The sequence below is a fragment of the Delftia sp. JD2 genome, from assembly GCF_001682645.1.
Classification (GTDB): Bacteria; Pseudomonadota; Gammaproteobacteria; order Burkholderiales; family Burkholderiaceae_C; genus Comamonas; species Comamonas acidovorans.
Window position 1 is genome coordinate 52,403 of sequence record NZ_LFJT01000009.1, and the last position, 18,740, is coordinate 71,142.

Annotated in this window: 18 protein-coding genes; all 18 read left to right on the forward strand. The window is 65.8% G+C overall.

Translation table 11 applies throughout. The annotated features are described in order from the left end of the window. The first annotated feature begins 1 nt into the window (after position 1). The 18 genes from ACM14_RS07335 to ACM14_RS07420 all read left to right on the forward strand — a co-directional run bounded on the left by ACM14_RS07335 (position 2) and on the right by ACM14_RS07420 (position 18,703). The gene (locus ACM14_RS07335) at positions 2 to 424 is read left to right on the forward strand and encodes a gamma-butyrobetaine hydroxylase-like domain-containing protein (RefSeq protein ID WP_013800837.1); all 423 of its coding nucleotides are present in this window, start codon (positions 2 to 4) and stop codon (positions 422 to 424) included. A 227-nt stretch (positions 425 to 651) separates the two neighbouring features. After that, positions 652 to 1,383 carry a bifunctional demethylmenaquinone methyltransferase/2-methoxy-6-polyprenyl-1,4-benzoquinol methylase UbiE gene (ubiE, locus tag ACM14_RS07340; RefSeq protein ID WP_065345756.1) on the forward strand — a complete coding sequence of 244 codons (732 nt, stop codon included), beginning with the start codon at positions 652 to 654 and terminating at the stop codon, positions 1,381 to 1,383. Positions 1,384 to 1,436: 53 nt separating this feature from the next. Next, entirely contained in the window at positions 1,437 to 2,453 is a 1,017-nt protein-coding gene (locus ACM14_RS07345; protein ID WP_012207258.1) for a Tim44 domain-containing protein, read from the forward strand. 122 nt (positions 2,454 to 2,575) lie between these two features. After that, complete coding sequence (locus ACM14_RS07350; RefSeq protein ID WP_065345757.1) at positions 2,576 to 3,214, forward strand: SCP2 domain-containing protein; 639 nt, start codon at positions 2,576 to 2,578, stop codon at positions 3,212 to 3,214. Beyond that, positions 3,211 to 4,776, forward strand: coding sequence for a ubiquinone biosynthesis regulatory protein kinase UbiB (gene ubiB / locus ACM14_RS07355; RefSeq protein WP_013800840.1), 1,566 nt, complete (start codon positions 3,211 to 3,213; stop codon positions 4,774 to 4,776). The genes ACM14_RS07350 and ubiB overlap by 4 nt, the downstream gene beginning before the upstream one ends. A 58-nt stretch (positions 4,777 to 4,834) precedes the next feature. After that, complete coding sequence (locus ACM14_RS07360) at positions 4,835 to 6,283, forward strand: sodium:solute symporter family protein (protein ID WP_065345758.1); 1,449 nt, start codon at positions 4,835 to 4,837, stop codon at positions 6,281 to 6,283. Between the two features lie 1,002 nt (positions 6,284 to 7,285). Then, entirely contained in the window at positions 7,286 to 9,145 is a 1,860-nt protein-coding gene (locus tag ACM14_RS32385) for a DUF11 domain-containing protein (protein WP_254662012.1), read from the forward strand. A gap of 223 nt (positions 9,146 to 9,368) precedes the next feature. After that, positions 9,369 to 9,680: an FmdB family zinc ribbon protein gene (locus tag ACM14_RS07370; RefSeq protein ID WP_034396889.1), complete on the forward strand. Its 312-nt coding sequence runs from the start codon at positions 9,369 to 9,371 to the stop codon at positions 9,678 to 9,680. Positions 9,681 to 9,698: 18 nt separating this feature from the next. Further along, entirely contained in the window at positions 9,699 to 10,322 is a 624-nt protein-coding gene (locus ACM14_RS07375; RefSeq protein ID WP_012207252.1) for a DUF502 domain-containing protein, read from the forward strand. Between the two features lie 41 nt (positions 10,323 to 10,363). Then, positions 10,364 to 12,166: an aspartate--tRNA ligase gene (aspS, locus tag ACM14_RS07380; protein WP_013800843.1), complete on the forward strand. Its 1,803-nt coding sequence runs from the start codon at positions 10,364 to 10,366 to the stop codon at positions 12,164 to 12,166. Positions 12,167 to 12,244: 78 nt separating this feature from the next. Then, the gene (locus tag ACM14_RS07385; protein ID WP_065345759.1) at positions 12,245 to 13,060 is read left to right on the forward strand and encodes a CsgG/HfaB family protein; all 816 of its coding nucleotides are present in this window, start codon (positions 12,245 to 12,247) and stop codon (positions 13,058 to 13,060) included. Then, entirely contained in the window at positions 13,060 to 13,545 is a 486-nt protein-coding gene (gene nudB, locus ACM14_RS07390; protein WP_012207249.1) for a dihydroneopterin triphosphate diphosphatase, read from the forward strand. Before ACM14_RS07385 ends, nudB begins: the two co-directional genes overlap by 1 nt. 27 nt (positions 13,546 to 13,572) lie before the next feature. Further along, positions 13,573 to 14,346 carry an endonuclease/exonuclease/phosphatase family protein gene (locus ACM14_RS07395; RefSeq protein WP_012207248.1) on the forward strand — a complete coding sequence of 258 codons (774 nt, stop codon included), beginning with the start codon at positions 13,573 to 13,575 and terminating at the stop codon, positions 14,344 to 14,346. A gap of 129 nt (positions 14,347 to 14,475) precedes the next feature. Beyond that, positions 14,476 to 15,198, forward strand: a complete 723-nt coding sequence (folE, locus tag ACM14_RS07400) for a GTP cyclohydrolase I (protein ID WP_052155430.1) — start codon at positions 14,476 to 14,478, stop codon at positions 15,196 to 15,198. Between the two features lie 105 nt (positions 15,199 to 15,303). Beyond that, the gene (locus ACM14_RS07405) at positions 15,304 to 16,185 is read left to right on the forward strand and encodes an EamA family transporter (protein WP_013800847.1); all 882 of its coding nucleotides are present in this window, start codon (positions 15,304 to 15,306) and stop codon (positions 16,183 to 16,185) included. A gap of 14 nt (positions 16,186 to 16,199) precedes the next feature. Next, positions 16,200 to 17,063, forward strand: coding sequence for a DUF429 domain-containing protein (locus ACM14_RS07410; protein WP_065345760.1), 864 nt, complete (start codon positions 16,200 to 16,202; stop codon positions 17,061 to 17,063). Positions 17,064 to 17,108: 45 nt separating this feature from the next. Then, positions 17,109 to 17,753, forward strand: coding sequence for a LysE family translocator (locus ACM14_RS07415; RefSeq protein ID WP_065345761.1), 645 nt, complete (start codon positions 17,109 to 17,111; stop codon positions 17,751 to 17,753). Between the two features lie 62 nt (positions 17,754 to 17,815). Continuing rightward, positions 17,816 to 18,703 (forward strand): alpha/beta hydrolase, encoded by an 888-nt coding sequence (locus ACM14_RS07420; protein WP_065345762.1) that lies wholly within the window; start codon positions 17,816 to 17,818, stop codon positions 18,701 to 18,703. Positions 18,704 to 18,740: the final 37 nt, after the last annotated feature.

Consider the following 18,740-nt stretch of genomic DNA (forward strand, 5'->3'; position numbering starts at 1 on the left):
CATGGCCGGCCTGACCCCTGACACCCCAACCCCCGAAGCCCTGACCGTGCACGGCGCATCGCGCGTGCTGGAAGTCGCCTACTCCGACGGCGCAAGCTTTCGCATCCCCTTCGAGCTGCTGCGCGTGTACTCGCCCTCGGCCGAAGTCCAGGGCCACGGCCCGGGCCAGGAAGTGCTGCAGACGGGCAAGCGCGAGGTGTCCATCACGGCCATCGAGCCCGTGGGCAACTACGCCATCAAGCCCTTCTTCAGCGACGGGCATGAAAGCGGCCTGTACACCTGGGAATACCTCTACGAACTGGGCCGCCGCCAGGACGAGTTCTGGGCGCAGTACCTGGACCGGCTGCAGGAGTCCGGCATGGACCGCGACACGCCCATGCCCGGCAAGGCCAGCGGCGGCGGACACGGCTGCGGCAGCCACTGACGCCGCGCACGGGTGCGCGCTGTATGGCGCCGTTCCCCTCGCACCACATTCCGGACCTCTGTACGGCACAGGGTTATTGGGGGTGGTGCTATATTTAAAATAGCTTGAAAGTCTTTGTTTGAAGGCGTTTCAAGCGGTTTGTTCTTGATAACCCTTGCACGGCAAAGCCCGTGGCCACACGGGGTTGTCGCTGTACGCATTACTACTGCTTGCTTAGCATCGTTGTTATGAGCATCACACATTTCGGATTCCAGTCGGTGGATGAGCGCGAGAAGGCCAGCCGCGTGCGCGGCGTGTTCGACTCGGTCGCTTCGCGCTACGACGTCATGAACGACCTGATGTCGGGTGGTCTGCACCGTGCCTGGAAGGCCTATACGGTGATGGTGGCCAACCTCAAGGAAGGCGACAAGGCGCTGGACATCGCGGGTGGCACGGGCGATCTGGCCCTGGCCTTCGCCAAGAAGGTCGGCTCCACCGGCCAGGTGGTGCACACCGATATCAACGAAGCCATGCTGCGCGTGGGCCGCGACCGCCTGATCGACAAGGGCGTCATCCTGCCCACCATGGTCTGCGATGCCGAGGCTCTGCCATTTCCCGACAACCATTTCGATCTGGTCAGCGTGGCCTTCGGCCTGCGCAACATGACCCACAAGGATGCGGCGCTCAAGGAAATGAACCGTGTCCTGCGCCCCGGCGGCAAGCTGCTGGTGCTGGAGTTCTCCAAGGTGGCCAAGCCCCTGGAGAAAGCCTACGACTGGTACTCCTTCAAGATTCTTCCGGCCATGGGCAAGCTCGTGGCGGGCGATGACGCCAGCTACCGCTATCTGGCCGAGTCCATCCGCATGCACCCCGGCCAGGAAGATCTCAAGCGCCTGATGCAGGAATGCGGCTTCGGCCATGTGGACTATCACAACATGACGGGCGGCATTGCGGCCCTGCATGTGGGAATCAAGTGCTGAGCGCGTGAGGCGTTCGGTGAGGTGACGGCAACACGATTATTCGAGGAGATGACATGAAAAAGCTATGGTCTATGGTCTTGGTCGCGATGCTGGTGGTGGTCCACGGCACGGCCGACGCCAAGCGCATGGGCGGTGGCGGATCGGTGGGCAAGCAGTCGAGCAATGTGACGCAGCGTGAAGCTACGCGCGCGCCGGCGCAGAACACGCCGCCGCAGAACGCCGCCACACAGAACGCTGCGGGCAAGCCTGCCACGCCGCCTGCGGCCGCTCCGGCCAAGAAGCCCTGGGGCGCCATGCTCGGCGGCCTGGCCGCCGGCCTGGGTCTGGCATGGCTGGCCCACTCGCTGGGTCTGGGCGCCGCCTTCGGCCAGTTCCTGCTGATCGCCCTGCTGGCCCTGGTCATCATGGTCGTGGTGGGCATGGTCATGCGCTCGCGCCGTGCAGCGGCCGGCGCGCAGCAGGCATCGTCCAGCCCCTTCGCCTTCCAGAACGCCGCCCCTGCGGGCGCGGGTAACATGGGTGGCAACGTGGACAGCGCACCGCTGGCACGCCAGTACAACCCCGAGAAGGTCGGCAACGACGCCTCGGCCCGCCCCTGGGAGCAGAACCACCAGCCGGCCGCCCTGGCCTCGGGTTCCGGCGTGCAGATCGGCTCTGCCCTGGCAGGCTCGCAGAACTGGGGTGTGCCTGAAGGCTTCGACACCGAAGGCTTCCTGACGGCTGCCAAGCGCAACTTCGTCACCCTGCAATCGGCATGGGACCGCTCGGACATCGCTTCGCTGCGCGCCATGATGACCGACGAGATGCTGACCGAGATCCGTGGCCAGCTCAGCGAGCGCGAGGTGCAGCGCCCTGGCCAGCCCAACCAGACCGACGTGGTCATGATCGATGCCCAACTGCTGGGCATCGAGGATCTGGGCAATGACTACATGGCCAGCGTGGAATTCTCCGGAATGATCCGCGAGGACGCCTCGGCAGGCCCCACGCCCTTCCGCGAGGTCTGGAACATGACCAAGCCCAAGAGCGGCAGCAGCGGCTGGCTGGTCGCTGGCGTCCAGGCACTGCAGTAAGAAATTTGCAGAGGACCGGCGCAAGCCAGGGATGCGACAGGGGGTCACGCCATGGGCTGGCCACTTGTCTCGACCGGATTTGCGTCGGCCGCATCCTCTCACTTCGGGAATAATCGGGGACTATGGCAACACAGTCCCCTTTTTCTTTTCTGAACGGTCTCATGGAACGCGTGATGGCCGGTCCGCAACCGCCGCAATGGCTGGTCAGCGAGGTGCATCAGCGCCTCGTGCTGTTCCTCAACCATGTGCTGATGCAGGAGAAAGAGGCGATGGAGCGCCTCGTGCGGCAAAAGGGCCGCGTGGCGCGCGTGCAGTGGCGCGGCTACTCCATGGCCCTGCAGATCACGCCCGCCGGCCTGTTCAACGTGGCGCCCGAAGGCGCGCAGCCCGACCTGCTGCTTGAAGTCACCGAGACCTCCCCGCTGGCCCTGGCCCAGGTGGCCCTGCGCGGAGACAAGCCCTCCATCCGCATCGAGGGCGACGTGCAACTGGCCGCCGACATCAACTGGCTGGTGGACCACGTCGAATGGGACGTGGAGGAAGATCTGGCCCGCATCATCGGGGATGCGCCCGCGCACACCGTGGCCAAGGTCGCGCGCAGCGCCGCCCAGGCACTACGCCAGTTCGTAGGCGCCCGCATGGCCGGCAAGCCCGATGCCGATGCCCCCGCCCCCGAGGCCGCACGTGCGGCAGCGCCCGCCAGCGCGCCCGTTGGTTCCCCCGTGGTATCCCTGCCCGGTTTCGAGAACGACAAGCCATGAGCCGGTTTCTTCGCGGGCTGACCATCCTCTGGGTGGTGTTCCGCTACGGACTCGACGAACTGGTGCTGTCGAGCTTCGAGCATCCCTGGATGCGCCGCGCACGCGCGGTGCTCACGCTGGGCCGGCGGCTGGACAAGCCGCGCGGCCAGCGCCTGCGCGAGGCCCTGGAGGAGCTGGGGCCCATCTTCGTGAAGTTCGGCCAGGTGCTGTCCACGCGCAGCGACCTGATGCCGCCCGACGTGGCCGAGGAGCTGGCCCGGTTGCAGGACCGCGTGCCGCCCTTCGATTCGCAGATTGCGGTGGACACCATCGAGCGCGCCTTCCGCAAGAAGCTGGACCAGATCTTCGTGAGCTTCGAGCGCGAGCCGGTGGCCAGCGCCTCCATCGCCCAGGTGCACTTTGCCGTGATCAGCGACCGCAACGGCGTGCAGCGCGACGTGGCCGTCAAGGTGCTGCGTCCGGGCATGAAGACCGTGATCGACAAGGACCTGGCGCTGATGCACATGATGGCGCGCTGGGTCGAGCGCCTGTCGGCCGACGGCAAGCGCCTCAAGCCCCGCCAGGTCGTGGCCGAGTTCGACAACTACCTGCACGACGAGCTGGACCTGATCCGCGAAGCCTCCAACGCCGCGCAGTTGCGCCGCAACATGGAAGGGCTGGACCTGGTGCTGATCCCCGAGGTGTACTGGGATTTCTGCCGCAACGACGTGATGGTCATGCAGCGCATGACCGGCGTGCCCATCAGCCAGGTCGAGCGCCTGCGCGAAGCTGGCGTGGATATCCCCAAGCTGGCACGCGACGGCGTGACCATCTTCTTCACCCAGGTCTTTCGCGATGGCTTCTTTCACGCCGACATGCACCCGGGCAACATCATGGTCAGCCTGGAGCCCGAGACCTTCGGGCGCTACATCTCGCTGGACTTCGGCATCGTCGGCACGCTGACCGAGTACGACAAGGAATACCTGGCGCAGAACTTCACGGCGTTCTTCCGCCGTGACTACAAGCGCGTGGCCGAGCTGCACATCGAAAGCGGCTGGGTGCCGCCGAGCACGCGCGTGGACGAGCTGGAGGCCGCCATCCGCGCCGTCTGCGAGCCGTACTTTGACCGTCCGCTGGCCGAGATTTCGCTGGGCATGGTGCTGATGCGCCTGTTCCAGACCTCGCGCCGCTTTCAAGTCGAGATCCAGCCGCAGCTGGTGCTGCTGCAAAAGACGCTGCTCAACATCGAAGGCCTGGGGCGCCAGCTGGACCCCAACCTGGACCTGTGGAGCACGGCCAAGCCCTTCCTCGAAAAATGGATGCTGGACCAGATGGGCCCGCAACGGCTGTGGCGCGAGCTGCTGGCCGAGGCGCCGCGCTATGCCAAGCTCATTCCCGAGCTGCCGCGCCTGATCCATCGCCGGCTCACGCGCAACTCCGGCGAGCACGACGAACTGCTCAAGGAGCTGCTGCAGCAGCAAAAGCTCACCAACCGCCTGTTGCAGGCCATCGTCAGCGCCGGCATCGGCTTTGTCATCGCGCTGATCCTGCTGCAACTGGTGGTGCGGCTGCGCTGGTACTGAGAACACTGACGGGTTTCCGGACCTCTCCCTTTTCCCACTTTGAAACAGGAGTGCCAGCGTGCTGCTCTCTATGGTGATCGCCTACCTGTTCGTGACCATCGCCATCGGCCTGTGGGCGGCCAGGCGGGTCAAGAACACGGCCGACTTCGCAATTGCCGGGCGCCATCTGCCCATGTACATGATCATCACCACCACGTTTGCCACGTGGTTCGGCTCGGAGATCGTGCTCGGCGTGCCCGCCAAGTTCATCGAGGGCGGCCTGCGCGGCGTGGTCGAAGACCCGTTCGGCGCGGGCATGTGCCTGATCCTGGTGGGCCTGTTCTTCGCGGGCAAGCTGTACCGCATGACGCTGCTGACCATCAGCGACTACTACCGCCACCGCTATGGCCGGTCCATCGAGATCGTCTGCTCGCTGATCATCATGCTCAGCTACCTGGGCTGGGTCTCGGCCCAGGTCACGGCCCTGGGCCTGGTGTTCAACCTGCTGTCGGGCGGCACGGTCAGCATTCCCGTGGGCATGGCCATCGGCGTGGTGTCCATCCTGGCCTATACGCTGTTCGGCGGCATGTGGTCGGTGGCGGTGACGGACTTCCTGCAGATGATCATCCTGGTCGTCGGCCTGGTGGTGCTGGCCTGGTTTGCCAGCGACATGGCTGGCGGTGCCGGCAAGGTCATCGACCTGGCCGTGAGCCGCGATCTGTTCCAGTTCTGGCCCGAGCCCAGCTGGCATGAAATCCTCTTCTTCTTTGGCGCGGCCATCACCATGATGCTGGGCTCCATTCCCCAGCAGGACGTGTTCCAGCGCGTGATGTCGGCCCACAGCGAGAAGGCCGCCACGCGCGGCACCGTCATCGGTGGCTCGGCCTATATCTGCTTCGCCTTCGTGCCCATGTTCCTCGTGGCCAGCGCGCTGATCATCATGCCGCAGGAGGCAGCGGAGCTGCTCAAGCAGGACCCGCAGAAGGTGCTGCCCACCCTGGTCATGGACAAGATGCCCTTCGTCATGCAGGTGCTGTTCTTCGGCGCGCTGCTGTCGGCCATCAAGTCCTGTGCCTCGGCCACGCTGCTGGCGCCCAGCGTGACCTTCACCGAGAACATCTGGCGCCAGTTCCGCACCCAGGCCAGCGACCGGGAAATGCTGCTGGCCATGCGCATCAGCGTGCTCGTCTTCAGCATCTGCGTGCTGGCCTACTCGATCAAGATGGAAGGAACGCCCATCTATGAGCTGGTCTCCAGCGCCTACCAAGTGCCGCTGGTCGGCGCCTTCGTGCCCCTGGTCTTCGGGCTGTACTGGAAGCGCGCCACCACGCAGGGCGCCATTTGCGCCGTGGCACTGGGCATTGGCGTGTGGGTGGTCTTCATGGCCACTCCTGCTTTGCACGAGGCATTTCCGCAGCAATTGGCGGGCCTGCTGGCGGCTGTGACGGGGATGGTGGCCGGGTCACTGGCACCGCAGTGGCTGGCCAATCGCAGCGCAGACATTCTTGAATTCAGGCCCGAAAGGTAAGCGCCGCTTCCTCATCATTTGTAAAAACAATTGATGACAATCATCAATAGTTATTAACTATATAGTCAGCAGCTGGGATTGTGGAGGTCCCGGAATGCTGACTTGGGTGGTGTGAAGCACAGGTCGTGACAGTACGGCGGACCTCCGAATAGCAAACGCTTGGGAGGAAGCACCGTCATGAAAACACTCAAACTGATTGCGAGGGCTCGCCGGCTGAAGCTGCGGCCTGTCGCTGGCGTCCGGTTCCGATGGAGTTGGCTTGGAGGCGCCTTGCTTGTGCCAGCCCTGTGCGGCCAGGTGGCAATGGCTGCGCCGAGGATCCCGGTCGCGCCGGTCATTGTCTGGAGCGAGGACTTCGAAAACCCGCAGACACCCCCCATCACCACGGAGGGGCGGGATCTGCTGGCCTACCAGGGCGCGGACCCTGCGGGGCAGATGTATACCGCCGACCCCCTGTACCGGATGAGCGCCAACCAGTGCAATGGCATAGTCACGTCCTTCAACCAGGCTCCAGGTTCGACGGTGATGATTGCGGCCTGCTCGGACCATGGCAATTGGAACAACCTGCAGCAGATGGCCGAGGTCGCCGGGCGCTATCAGGGCCAGAGTGCGGCGGCTGCACGCAACAATCACGTCATGGCAATGCTTACAGCGAATGGGACCTTTCCTGCTGGCGCAATTGCCTTTCGCACCGCCACCAATATTGCACAAAGTGCCAGCAGCAGATTCCTCACGGCCCGTACCGATGTGGTGGCGACCTTCTGCTCGTCGGGATTTGTCGCCCCGCTGCTGCGTTTTTCTCTGATCAATGACGCTGGTACGGAACTGCCCATCTCCACGAACGCGATCAATCCATGCGTGGGTGGACAGTCATTCAATACAACACCTATCGGTATTGCCGGCACCCAGACCGCTGTGGCCCAGACGGTGACTTCTCCGGGAGCACTGCTCTTCAGCGGGACCTCTGTCGGGTTTGTTCTGCACAACGACCAGACCAGCTCCATGGGCAACGATTCGTCGATCGACAACGCGCAGATCATCGATGTCACGCCGCAACTGGACAAGGCCTTCTCGCCTGCCAGCATCCAACTCGGCCAGGTCTCCCGGCTGACCATGACCATCACCAATACGACTGATCTGCTGCGCAAGCGAGGCTGGTCGTTTACCGACAACCTGCCTGCAGGACTGGTCGTCGAGGGCAATGCCAGCACCACCTGCCCCGGAACGACCGTGCAGGCGGCAGCAGGCGGCAGCACCGTGACCGTGTCCAACGGAGACCTGGCCCAGGGCGCTGCCTTCTGCGAGGTGAGCCTCGACGTGCGTCCGACCGCGACAGGCAGCTTCACCAACGGTCCTTCCAACCTCAGTCTTATTGGCCTGAACCAGCCGGCCACACTGGCTGTGCTGGCGGTTGCGCCAGCGGCCGACATGCAGGCCACCAGCGTCGATCTTCCGCCGTCCATGACGGTGGGGGCGCCGGTATCCGGCAGCTTCAGCTGCACCAATGCGGGACCCAGCCCTGCGGCGGCAGCATCGTGCGCCATTTCAGGTCTGCCGGCAGGCGCTTCCGTGTCCTGCACTCCCGCTGTTCCTACAGGATCGCCGCTGGCCGCAGGCGACAGCATCGCCTGCACGGTAGGCTTCACGCCTGCTGTCACGGGCGCCATCACGGCACTGGTGACGGCCGGCAGTGCAACGACAGATCTGGTGCCGAGCAACAATGCGATGTCCTTCCCCTACAACCCAGGGGAGTCGGCGGACATGAGGGCCACGGAGCTGACCCTGCCGGCCTCCATGGCGGTGGGCACGCCGGCATCCGGCAGCTTCAGTTGCACCAACGCGGGGCCCAGCCCTGCGGCGGCAGCCTCGTGCGCCATTTCAGGCCTGCCGGCAGGCGCTTCCGTGTCCTGCACTCCCGCTGTACCTACAGGATCGCCGCTGGCCTCGGGCGCCCGCATCGACTGCACGGTGGGCTTCACGCCCACAGCGGGCGGGGCATTCACGGCCCTGGTCTCCGCCAGCAGCGGCACGCCGGACCCGGTGCCTGCCAACAACACCATCTTGCGCCCCTACAGCCCCGGGGAGCGTGCCGACATGCAGGCCACCTCCATCACGCTTCCCCTGACCATGACGGTGGGCGTGCCGGTGTCCGGCAGCTTCAGCTGCACCAATGCCGGCCCCAGTGCGGCGACGGCGGCTTCGTGCGTGATCTCCGGCCTGCCAGCCGGGGCGACCACGTCCTGCACGCCCAGCGTCCCCACGGCCTCGCCATTGGCATCGGGCGGCAGCATCGCCTGCACAGTGCAGTTCACGCCCACCACAACGGGCACCATCGCGGCCTTGGTGACGGCGAGCAGCAGCACGGTGGATCCGGTGCCGGCCAACAACACCAAGGCCCACCCCTTCAACCCCGTGGAGCGGGCCGACATGCAGGCCACCAGCGTCACGCTGCCGGCCACCGCCAACGTGGGTGTTCCCGTGAAGGGATCGTTCGTCTGCACGAATGCCGGCCCCAATGCGGCGGCCTTTGCCAATTGCTCCATCGCAGGGCTGCCGGCAGGTGCCAGCACCTCATGCACGCCTGCGGTGCCGACTGGCGCGCCGCTGGCCTCGGGTGCCAGCATTTCCTGCACGGTGAGCTTCACGCCCACCACGCAGGGCAGCCTGACAGCCACGGTGACGGCGGTCAGTGGAACCACGGACCCGGAGCCGGCCAACAATTCGCGTGACCAGGAGTTGGTGGTTGCTGCCGCATTGACGCCGGAGCCGGTCCCCGCCACCGGGGTGCCTGCCCTGGTGCTGATGGGCCTTGCCGTCATGCTGGCCGGTATGGGGATGCAGCGGCGCCGGGCACGGCGCTGAACATGGACGCGGCAGGCGCCCCGGCAGCGGGGCTTGCCGGCACCGCCCTGATGGAATGCCAGTCCGCGCGACTGGCATTTTGCATTTCGGGCCATAAGGTACCGACTGATGCATGCGGCTTGCGGCTCTCCGGCCTGGGCCTTTGGGGGCAAGGCAGCCGCAGTATCGGGCGGATGCCTATAATCGAAAGTTTTGCATCTTCTCTCGTATAAGCATTAGCGCCATGCCTATTTATGCATACAAGTGTGGCTCCTGCGGTCATGCCAAGGACGTGCTGCGGAAAATCTCGGATGCTCCGCTGACGACCTGCCCGGCCTGTGGTGCCGAGGCCTTTTCCAAGCAGCTGACGGCTGCCGGCTTCCAGCTCAAGGGCTCGGGCTGGTACGCGACCGACTTCAAGAACAGCGGCAGCAAGAGCGCCGCCACGCCGGCTCCAGCGGCAGACACCCAGGCCTCGGATACATCTGCCGCACCTGCGGCAACTGCGCCTGCTGCGGCCCCCGCATCCGCTCCCGCACCCTCCACGGGCCATTAATCAAGGCTTGCATTTCTCATGTCCGCTCTGCGCAAATGGCTGTTCGCCGGCCTGCTGGTGATTGTTCCTCTGGTGATCACGCTGGGCGTGCTCAACTGGATCATCGGCACGCTGGACCAGACGCTGGCCATCCTGCCCGAGGCCTGGCATCCGGACCGGCTGCTGGGTTTCCACATTCCCGGCTTCGGCGTGGTGCTCACGCTGCTGATCCTGCTGGTGGTTGGCGCTGCGGCCAGCAACTTCATCGGCCGCAAGCTTGTCTCCTGGGGCGATGCGGTGGTCAGCCGCATTCCCGTGGTGCGCTCCATCTATTCCAGCGTCAAGCAGGTGTCCGACACCGTGTTCTCGGACAGTGGCAATGCGTTTCGCACCGCCGTGCTGGTGCAATGGCCGCGCGAAGGCGTCTGGACCGTGGCCTTCGTCACCGGCTCGCCCAGCGGAGAGGTCGCCGCCTATCTGCGTGACGAATACCTGAGCGTCTTCGTGCCGACAACGCCGAACCCGACGGGCGGCTATTTCGTCATCGTTCGCAAGAGCGATTGCATCGAGCTGGAAATGAGCGTGGATGCCGCGCTCAAGTACATTGTTTCGATGGGCGTGGTGACTCCTCCGGATCTCACACTGCCCGCGGAATCCAAATAACAAACTGTCGCGCCCATCCCGGGCGCAGGAAGCTTTTCATCATGGCCATGCGCTCCCATTACTGCGGTCTAGTGACCGAAGCCCTGATGGGCGAAACCGTTACCCTGTGCGGCTGGGTGAACCGTCGCCGCGACCATGGCGGTGTGATCTTCATCGACCTGCGCGACCGCGAAGGCTATGTGCAGGTGGTCTGCGACCCCGACCGTGCCGAGATGTTCAAGACCGCCGAAGGCCTGCGCAACGAGTTCTGCGTGCAGGTCAAGGGCCTGGTGCGCGCACGTCCCGAAGGCACGACCAACGACAAGCTCAAGAGCGGCCAGATCGAAGTGCTGTGCCACGAGCTGAACGTGCTCAACGCCTCGGTCACGCCCCCGTTCCAGCTGGACGACGAGAACCTGTCCGAGACCGTGCGCCTGACCAACCGCGTGCTGGACCTGCGCCGCCCCTACATGCAGCGCAACATGATGCTGCGCTACCGCACGGCCATCCAGGTGCGCAACTTCCTGGACAAGGAAGGCTTCATCGACATCGAAACGCCCATGCTGGGCAAGAGCACGCCCGAAGGCGCGCGCGACTACCTGGTGCCCAGCCGCGTGCACGACGGCGAGTTCTTCGCCCTGCCGCAGTCGCCCCAGCTGTACAAGCAGATGCTGATGGTGGCCGGCTACGACCGCTACTACCAGATCACCAAGTGCTTCCGCGACGAGGACCTGCGCGCCGACCGCCAGCCCGAGTTCACGCAGATCGACTGCGAGACCTCCTTCCTGGACGAAGAGGAAATCCGCGCCATCTTCCAGCGCATGATCACCGAGGTCTTCAAGACCCAGCTGGACGTGGATCTGGGCGAGTTCCCGATGATGACGTACCAGGATGCGGCCTTCCGCTTCGGCTCGGACAAGCCTGACCTGCGCGTCAAGCTCGAGTTCACCGAACTGACCGAAGTCATGAAGGACGTGGACTTCAAGGTGTTCTCCACCCCCGCCACGACCAAGGGCGGCCGCGTGGTCGCGCTGCGCGTGCCCGGCGGCTCGCAGATCTCGCGCGGCGAGATCGACCAGTACACCGAATTCGTCAAGATCTACGGCGCCAAGGGCCTGGCCTGGATCAAGGTCAACGAAGTGGCCAAGGGCCGCGATGGCCTGCAGTCTCCCATCGTCAAGAACCTGCATGACGCGGCCATTGCCGAGATCCTCAAGCGCACGGGCGCACAGGACGGCGACCTCATCTTCTTCGGCGCAGACAAGGAAAAGATCGTCAACGACTCCATCGGCGCGCTGCGCCTGAAGGTGGGTCACAGCGAATTCGGCAAGGCCAACGGCCTGTTCGAGAACCGCTGGGCGCCGCTGTGGGTGGTGGACTTCCCCATGTTCGAGCACGACGAGGAAAACGACCGCTGGGCGGCCGTGCACCATCCCTTCACCTCGCCCAAGGACGGCCACGAGGAACTCATGGTCACCGACCCGGCCAACTGCCTGGCCAAGGCCTACGACATGGTCCTGAACGGCTGGGAGCTGGGCGGTGGCTCGGTGCGTATCCACCGCGCCGACGTGCAGAGCAAGGTGTTTGACGCGCTCAAGATCTCGCCCGAAGACGCCCGCGCCAAGTTCGGCTACCTGCTGGACGCGCTGCAGTACGGCGCGCCCCCGCACGGTGGCCTGGCCTTCGGCCTGGACCGCCTGATCACGCTGATGACGGGTGCCGACTCCATCCGTGACGTGATCGCCTTCCCCAAGACCCAGCGCGCCCAGGACCTGCTGACGCAGGCACCTTCGCCCGTGGACGAAAAGCAGCTGCGCGAGCTGCACATCCGCCTGCGCAACCCGCTGGCGGCCACCCAGGGCTGAGGACCGGGCCTGGCGGCTTGATACGGACGGCAGAAGCTGGCACAGCTTCTGCCGTTTTTCTTTTTGCGGAGAGCTTTCATGCGTTTTCAAGGCATTGCATCGCTGGCGCTGGCTGTGCTGGCAGGGCTGGGCCTGTCCGGCTGCGGGGAAAAGAAGACCGAGCTGGGGCAGGGTGGCTCGGAGATCACCGGCTCCGCCGGGCCCCTGGGCGCGAACAATGGCTCGCGCGAACTCGTGCGCTGCGACGCGCCCGTGGCCACGCTGGCCCTGGCCGAGAATCCCAACGGCTACGTCATGGGGTCGGGCTACCAGCTGCCCGCCTCGCCCGTGCCGCTGATCAAGCTGCTGGCCCAGCAAAGCGGCTGCTTTCGTGTGGTGGACCGGGGCGCGGGCCTGCGCGGCACGGTGCAGGAGCAGGACCTGAAGAACGCCGGCGTACTGCGCGAGAACTCCACGGTGCGCAAGGGCCGTGGCTATGAGGCGCAATACACGCTGACGCCCAGCCTGACCTTCAGCGAGCAGGACGCGGGCCGGGGTCTGGCCGGCGTGGTTGCCATGATTCCGGTGCTGCGGGACATCGCGGGGCTGGTCGGCATGGTCGAGCAGGTCAAGTTCAAGGAGGCGCAGACCGCGCTGCTGCTGTCGGACAACGAAACTACCGAGCAGGTGGCCGCTGCCACGGGCGCCGCCCGCACCACCGATCTGGGCGTGGGCGGCATGGTGCTGGGCCGCCTGGGCGCGGCGGGCGCGGGCTGGAGCAATACCAACGAGGGCAAGGTCATCGCCGCCGCCTTTCTGGATGCGCACAACCAGCTCGTGCATCAGGTACGCGCGCTGCAGGCCAAGGATCTGCCGCCTCCCGTGGCGACCAAGGCGGTCCAGGGCAAGGGCTGATGCCTGCCATGCCAGGCTACAAGATCCCTGAATCGGTGCTGGTCGTCATCTACCGCGATGACGGGCAGGTGCTGCTGATGCGCCGCACGGCACCGGCGCCTGAGGGCGGGGAGTTCTGGCAGTCGGTGACGGGCAGCAAGGACCATGAAGGCGAGTCCTGGCGCGAGACCGCAGTGCGCGAGGTGCGGGAAGAAACCGGCATCGACCCCGAGGCGCCCGGCTGCCTGCTGCAGGACTGGGCGCTGGAGAACATCTACACCATCTACCCGGCCTGGCAGCACCGCTATGCGCCCGGTGTATGGCACAACCGCGAGAGGGTTTTCGGCCTGCGGATTCCGTCCTACACCCCTGTGTTCTTGAATCCGAGGGAACATACCGCATCTGCTTGGCATCATTGGCATGACGCTGCCGAGCGCTGCTACTCCCCGTCCAATGCGGAAGCCATCCTGATGCTGCCGCGATTCGCTTCACTGGAGCTGGACTGATCCCGATCCCTGTGTTCCTGACCGCCTATGACTGACAACGTGAAATCCTCCCACGAGGTGGACCCCGGCCCGTCCATACTGCGCGTCGCGACCTACAACATCCACAAGGGCGTGCAAGGCATGGGTCCCGTGCGCCGCCTGGAGATCCACAACCTGGGACACGCTGTGGAGCAGCTCGATGCCGACATCGTCTGCCTGCAGGAAGTGCGCAAGATGAACCACAAGGAGGCCGCGTACTTCGAGCGCTGGCCCCAGGTCTCGCAGGCGGAGTACCTGGCTCCCCTGGGATACGAGGCCGTCTACCGCACCAATGCCTACACGCGCCACGGCGAGCATGGCAACGCGCTGCTCACCCGCTGGCCCGTGGTGGGCCACCAGCACGAAGACATCTCCGACCACCGCTTCGAGCAGCGGGGCCTTCTGCATGTGGAGGTGGAGGTGCAGAACCGGCGCGTGCACACCATCGTGGTGCACCTGGGCCTGATCCCCGGCAGCCGCGTGCGCCAGGTCTCACAGCTCAAGCGCTTCATTGAGCGCGAGGTGCCGCCCGGCGCGCCCGTGGTGGTGGCTGGCGACTTCAACGACTGGGGTGGCCAGATCAAGCGCATGCTCGGCGGTTTCGGCCTGTACGAATACGACGAATTGCCCAGCGTGCCCACCTATCCCTCGCGCCTGCCGCTGGCCCAGCTGGACCATGTCTACGTGCGCGGCCTCACCCCGCTGGGACTGCATGTGCCCAAGGGACGCATCTGGTGGCGCATGTCCGACCATCTGCCGCTGATTGCCGAATTCCGCCTCTAGCCCCGGGTTCTGTCACACAAGCCATTCTTTTGCTATTGAAATGATAGCTTTCAGCGCGGGCAGAACCTGCGTTTGGGTGGAAAATCCCTTGCGTGCCATGCCGCGGGTTTCGCTGTTACCATGCCAGCCATGTTCAGAGAACTCGTCGACATGAAACAAGACAGCCAGGCCGAGGGCACCCCCGTCTCGGTCAAGATCCGCGAACGGTTGAAGCAGGCGCAAAAGCGCTTTCATGCGAACGACAACATCTCCGAATTCATCGAGCCCGGTGAACTCGAGCAGCTGCTCGACGAAGTCCAGGACAAGATGCAGGGCGTGCTCGACAGCATGGTCATCGACACCACGCACGACCACAACACGCGCGCCACGGCGCGCCGCGTGGCCAAGATGTATGTCAACGAGGTGTTCCGTGGCCGCTATGTGGCGCAGCCCGCCATCACCGAGTTCCCCAACGCCGAGCACCTCAACGAGCTGATGATCGTCGGCCCGATCACGGTGCGCAGCGCCTGCAGCCACCATCTGTGCCCGGTGATCGGCAAGATCTGGATCGGCGTGCTGCCCAACAAGAACACCAATGTCATCGGCCTGTCCAAGTACGCGCGGCTGGTGGACTGGATCATGGGCCGCCCCCAGATCCAGGAAGAGGCCATCATCCAGCTGGCCGACCTGATCCTCGACAAGACCCGCCCTGACGGCCTGGCCGTGGTCATGGAGGCTTCGCACTTCTGCATGTCCTGGCGCGGCGTGCGCGAGATGGACAGCAAGATGCTGAACTCCGTTATGCGCGGCGCCTTCCTCACCAATCCTGAACTGCGCCGCGAGTTCCTCTCGCTGGTGTCCAGCCGCAGGTAACTCCCCGGGGTGGCGTCCCCGGACGCCTCAAGCAACACCCCAGGCTGCGCAGTGCGCGGCCTTTTTTCTTTCCCGCGCCACGCCCCGCTTTCCCCGGACCTGCCCATGTCGCTGCAAGCCTTTGCCCTGATCATCATTGCCGGCCTCATCCATGCCGGCTGGAACATCGTGGCCAAGAAGGCGGGCGGCGACTCGCGCTTCGCTTTCTTCACCTCGGTCATCATGATGGTGATCTGGGCACCGCTGGGCTGGTGGGTGGGGCGCGATGTGGTGCCCACATGGGGCCGCAACGAATGGCTGGTGGTGCTGGCCAGCGGCCTGCTGCACGTGGCCTACTACGTGACCTTGCTGCGTGGCTACCGCAGCGCGGACCTCACCGTGGTCTATCCGCTGGCGCGCGGCTCGGGGCCGCTGCTGTCGTCCATGGTGGCGGTGGTCTTCCTGGGGGAGCAGATTTCCTCGCTGGGCGTGCTGGGCATTGCCGGCGTGGTGGTTGGCGTGTTCCTGATCGCGGGCGGCCCCGGCCTGCTGCGCGCACGCCATGACCCCGAAGCGCGCGAGCGGCTGCGGCTGGGCCTGTGGTACGGCCTGCTGACGGGCGCCTTCATCGCCAGCTACACCGTGGTGGACGGCTACGGCGTGAAGATGCTGCTGATGTCGCCCATCCTCATCGACTACATGGGCAACTTCGTGCGCGTATTCCTGCTCGCTCCCGTGGTGCTGCGCGACCTGCCCACTGCGCGCAGCCTGTGGCGCACGCAGTGGCGCTTCGCGGCCCTGGTGGCGCTGATCAGCCCCATCGCCTATGTGCTGGTGCTCTACGCCATGCAGGATGCGCCCATGTCGCACGTGGCGCCTGCGCGCGAAGTCTCCATGCTGTTCGCGGCGCTGATCGGCGGGCACATGCTGCGCGAAGGCGACCGCCTGGCGCGCATTGCGGGCGCGGTGTGCATTGCCGTCGGCGTGACGGCGCTGGGCCTGGGCTGAGCACCATGGCTGCAATGCGGGTGTTGGGCTGCGATTTCAGCAGCCGGCCTACGGCGCGCAAACCCATCACCATGGCCCTGGGCCACCTGCTGGCTGGCGACACGGTGGTCCTGCAGGAGCTGCTGGAGTTCGCCTCGCTGGACGCATGGGCCGCCTGGCTGGCCCGGCCCGCCGATGCGGCGCAGTCGGCGCAGTCGGCCTGGGTGGGCGGATTCGACCTGCCTTTTGGCCTGCCGCGCGAACTGGTGGAGCAACTCGCCTGGCCCACGGACTGGGCGGCCTGCATGGACCACTATGCCGGCCTCACGCGCCAGGCCATACGCGAGCAGTTCAAGGCCTTTTGTGCGGCGCGGCCCGCAGGCGGCAAGTTCGCACACCGCGCCACGGACGGGCCTGCGGGGGCCAGCCCTTCCATGAAATGGGTGAACCCGCCCGTGGCCTACATGCTGCATGCCGGGCTGCCCTTGCTGCGCGCGGCCGGCGTGCATCTGCCGGGCCTGCAACGGCCAGGCGAAGGCGATGCGCGCCGCGTGGCGCTGGAAGCCTACCCGGGCATGCTGGCGCGCGCCGTGATCGGGCGCCTCAGCTACAAAAGCGACGAACCCGTGCGGCAAACGCCCGAACGCCATCAGGCGCGTGTGCAATTGCTGGCGGCGCTGGAGAGCGGCGACAACCCGCTGGCGCTGCGCCTGCGTATCGACGCCGAAGAAACCCGCAACCAGTTGCTGGCAGACGGCAGCGGAGACCGGCTGGACGCCGTGATCTGCATGCTGCAGGCCGCCTGGGCCGCGGCCCGCCGTGCACAGGGCGATGCGCTCTACGGGTTGCCGCACGACCTGGATCCGCTGGAAGGCTGGATCGTCACCGCGCAAGCCTGACCCAAGCCGCGCTGGAACATGCGATGAATCGAAAAGAGAGAAGCGATGCCGACCTTTGAAACCCTGCTGGCCTTTTTCGGCGTGGCCGTGCTGCTGGGCCTGAGCCCGGGGCCTGACAACCTGTTCGTGCTCATGCAATCGGCCCAGCGTGGCTGGCGCGTGGGCCTGTGCGTGGTGCTGGGCCTGTGCCTGGGGCTGGTGGTGCATACGGCGGCGGTTGCGTTGGGCCTGGCGGCGCTGGTGGCTGCATCGCCCCTGCTGTTCACCGCCATCAAGCTGTGCGGCACGGCCTATCTGGCCTGGCTGGCCTGGGGCGCGCTGCGCGCCGTGGCCCGGCCGGGCGAGATGCCGCAGGCCGGCGCAGCCGACCCGCTGACCCCCGCACGGGCGCTGCGCTGGGTGGGGCGTGGCGTGGTGATGAACCTCACGAATCCCAAGGTGCTGATCTTCTTCCTGGCCTTTCTGCCGCAGTTCGCTGACCCCGCGCGCGGCGGCGTGGCCACCCAGGTGATGGTGCTGGGCTGCGTGTTCATGCTGGCGGCGCTGCTGGTGTTCGGCGCCATCGCCTGCTGTTCGGGCTGGTTCGGCGTGCTGCTTCAGCGCTCCGTGCGCGCCCAGAACTGGCTCAACCGCGTGGCCGGGCTGGTCTTCCTGGGCATGGCCGTGCGGCTAGCCCTGGTGCAGCGTTAGGAATACTCCGCTTTTCGCTGCGGGCCACGGCGCAAGGGCCGGGCCGTGGCACAGTCCACGCCATGTTTTCCCGATTGCGCAATCTTTCATGGTCTGCCGCCTTGCTGATGGCGGGATTGTCCGGACTGGCCCTGCTGATGGTGGCGGCCTGGCTGGTGGGCAGCCTGTTGAGCCAGCCGGACCACCAGCCTGTCGGCGCGCCGCCCGCGGACTGGCCGGTCCAGACGCTGCAGTTGACCACCGACGAGGGCGGGCAGGTCCGGGGCTGGTTCGCCAAGGGGCAGCCGGGCCATGGTGCCGTGCTGCTGCTGCACGGCGTGTACGCAGACCGGCTGGCCATGCTGGCGCGTGCGCGCATGCTCCATCGGCAGGGGTACTCCGTCTGCCTGATCGACCTGCCAGCGCACGGCGAAAGCAGTGGCGAGCGCATCAGCTTCGGCATGGTTGAAGGCGCAGGCGTGCGTGCCGCCATGGCCTATGTGCGGCAGCAGCTGCCGGGCGAGAAGGTGGCGGTGATCGGCACATCGCTGGGCGGCGCGGCCCTGCTTTTGTCCCATGTGGCGCCGGGGCCGGATGCGGTGGTGCTGGAGTCCGTGTTCCCTGACATCCGGCAGGCCATAGACAACCGCGTGCGCGCGCACATCGGCTGGCTGGCGGACGTGGTCACGCCCTTGCTGGCGTGGCAGCTGCCGCTGCGCCTGCATCTGGAGCTGGCGCAACTGCGCCCCATCGACCATGTGAAGGCGCTGGGCGCTCCCGTGCTGATCGCGGCTGGCCTGCAGGACCGGCACACCACGCCCGCAGAAACGCGCGAGTTGTTCGATGCGGCGCGTGAGCCCAAGGCGCTGTGGATGGTGGAGGGCGCCGCGCATGTGGACCTGTACGACTACGCGCCCAAGCCCTACGAGCAGCGGGTGCTGGGATTCCTGGATCGATATCTGGGCCATTGATGGAGACAATGGCGGGCAGGCCTTGACCTGCCCATCT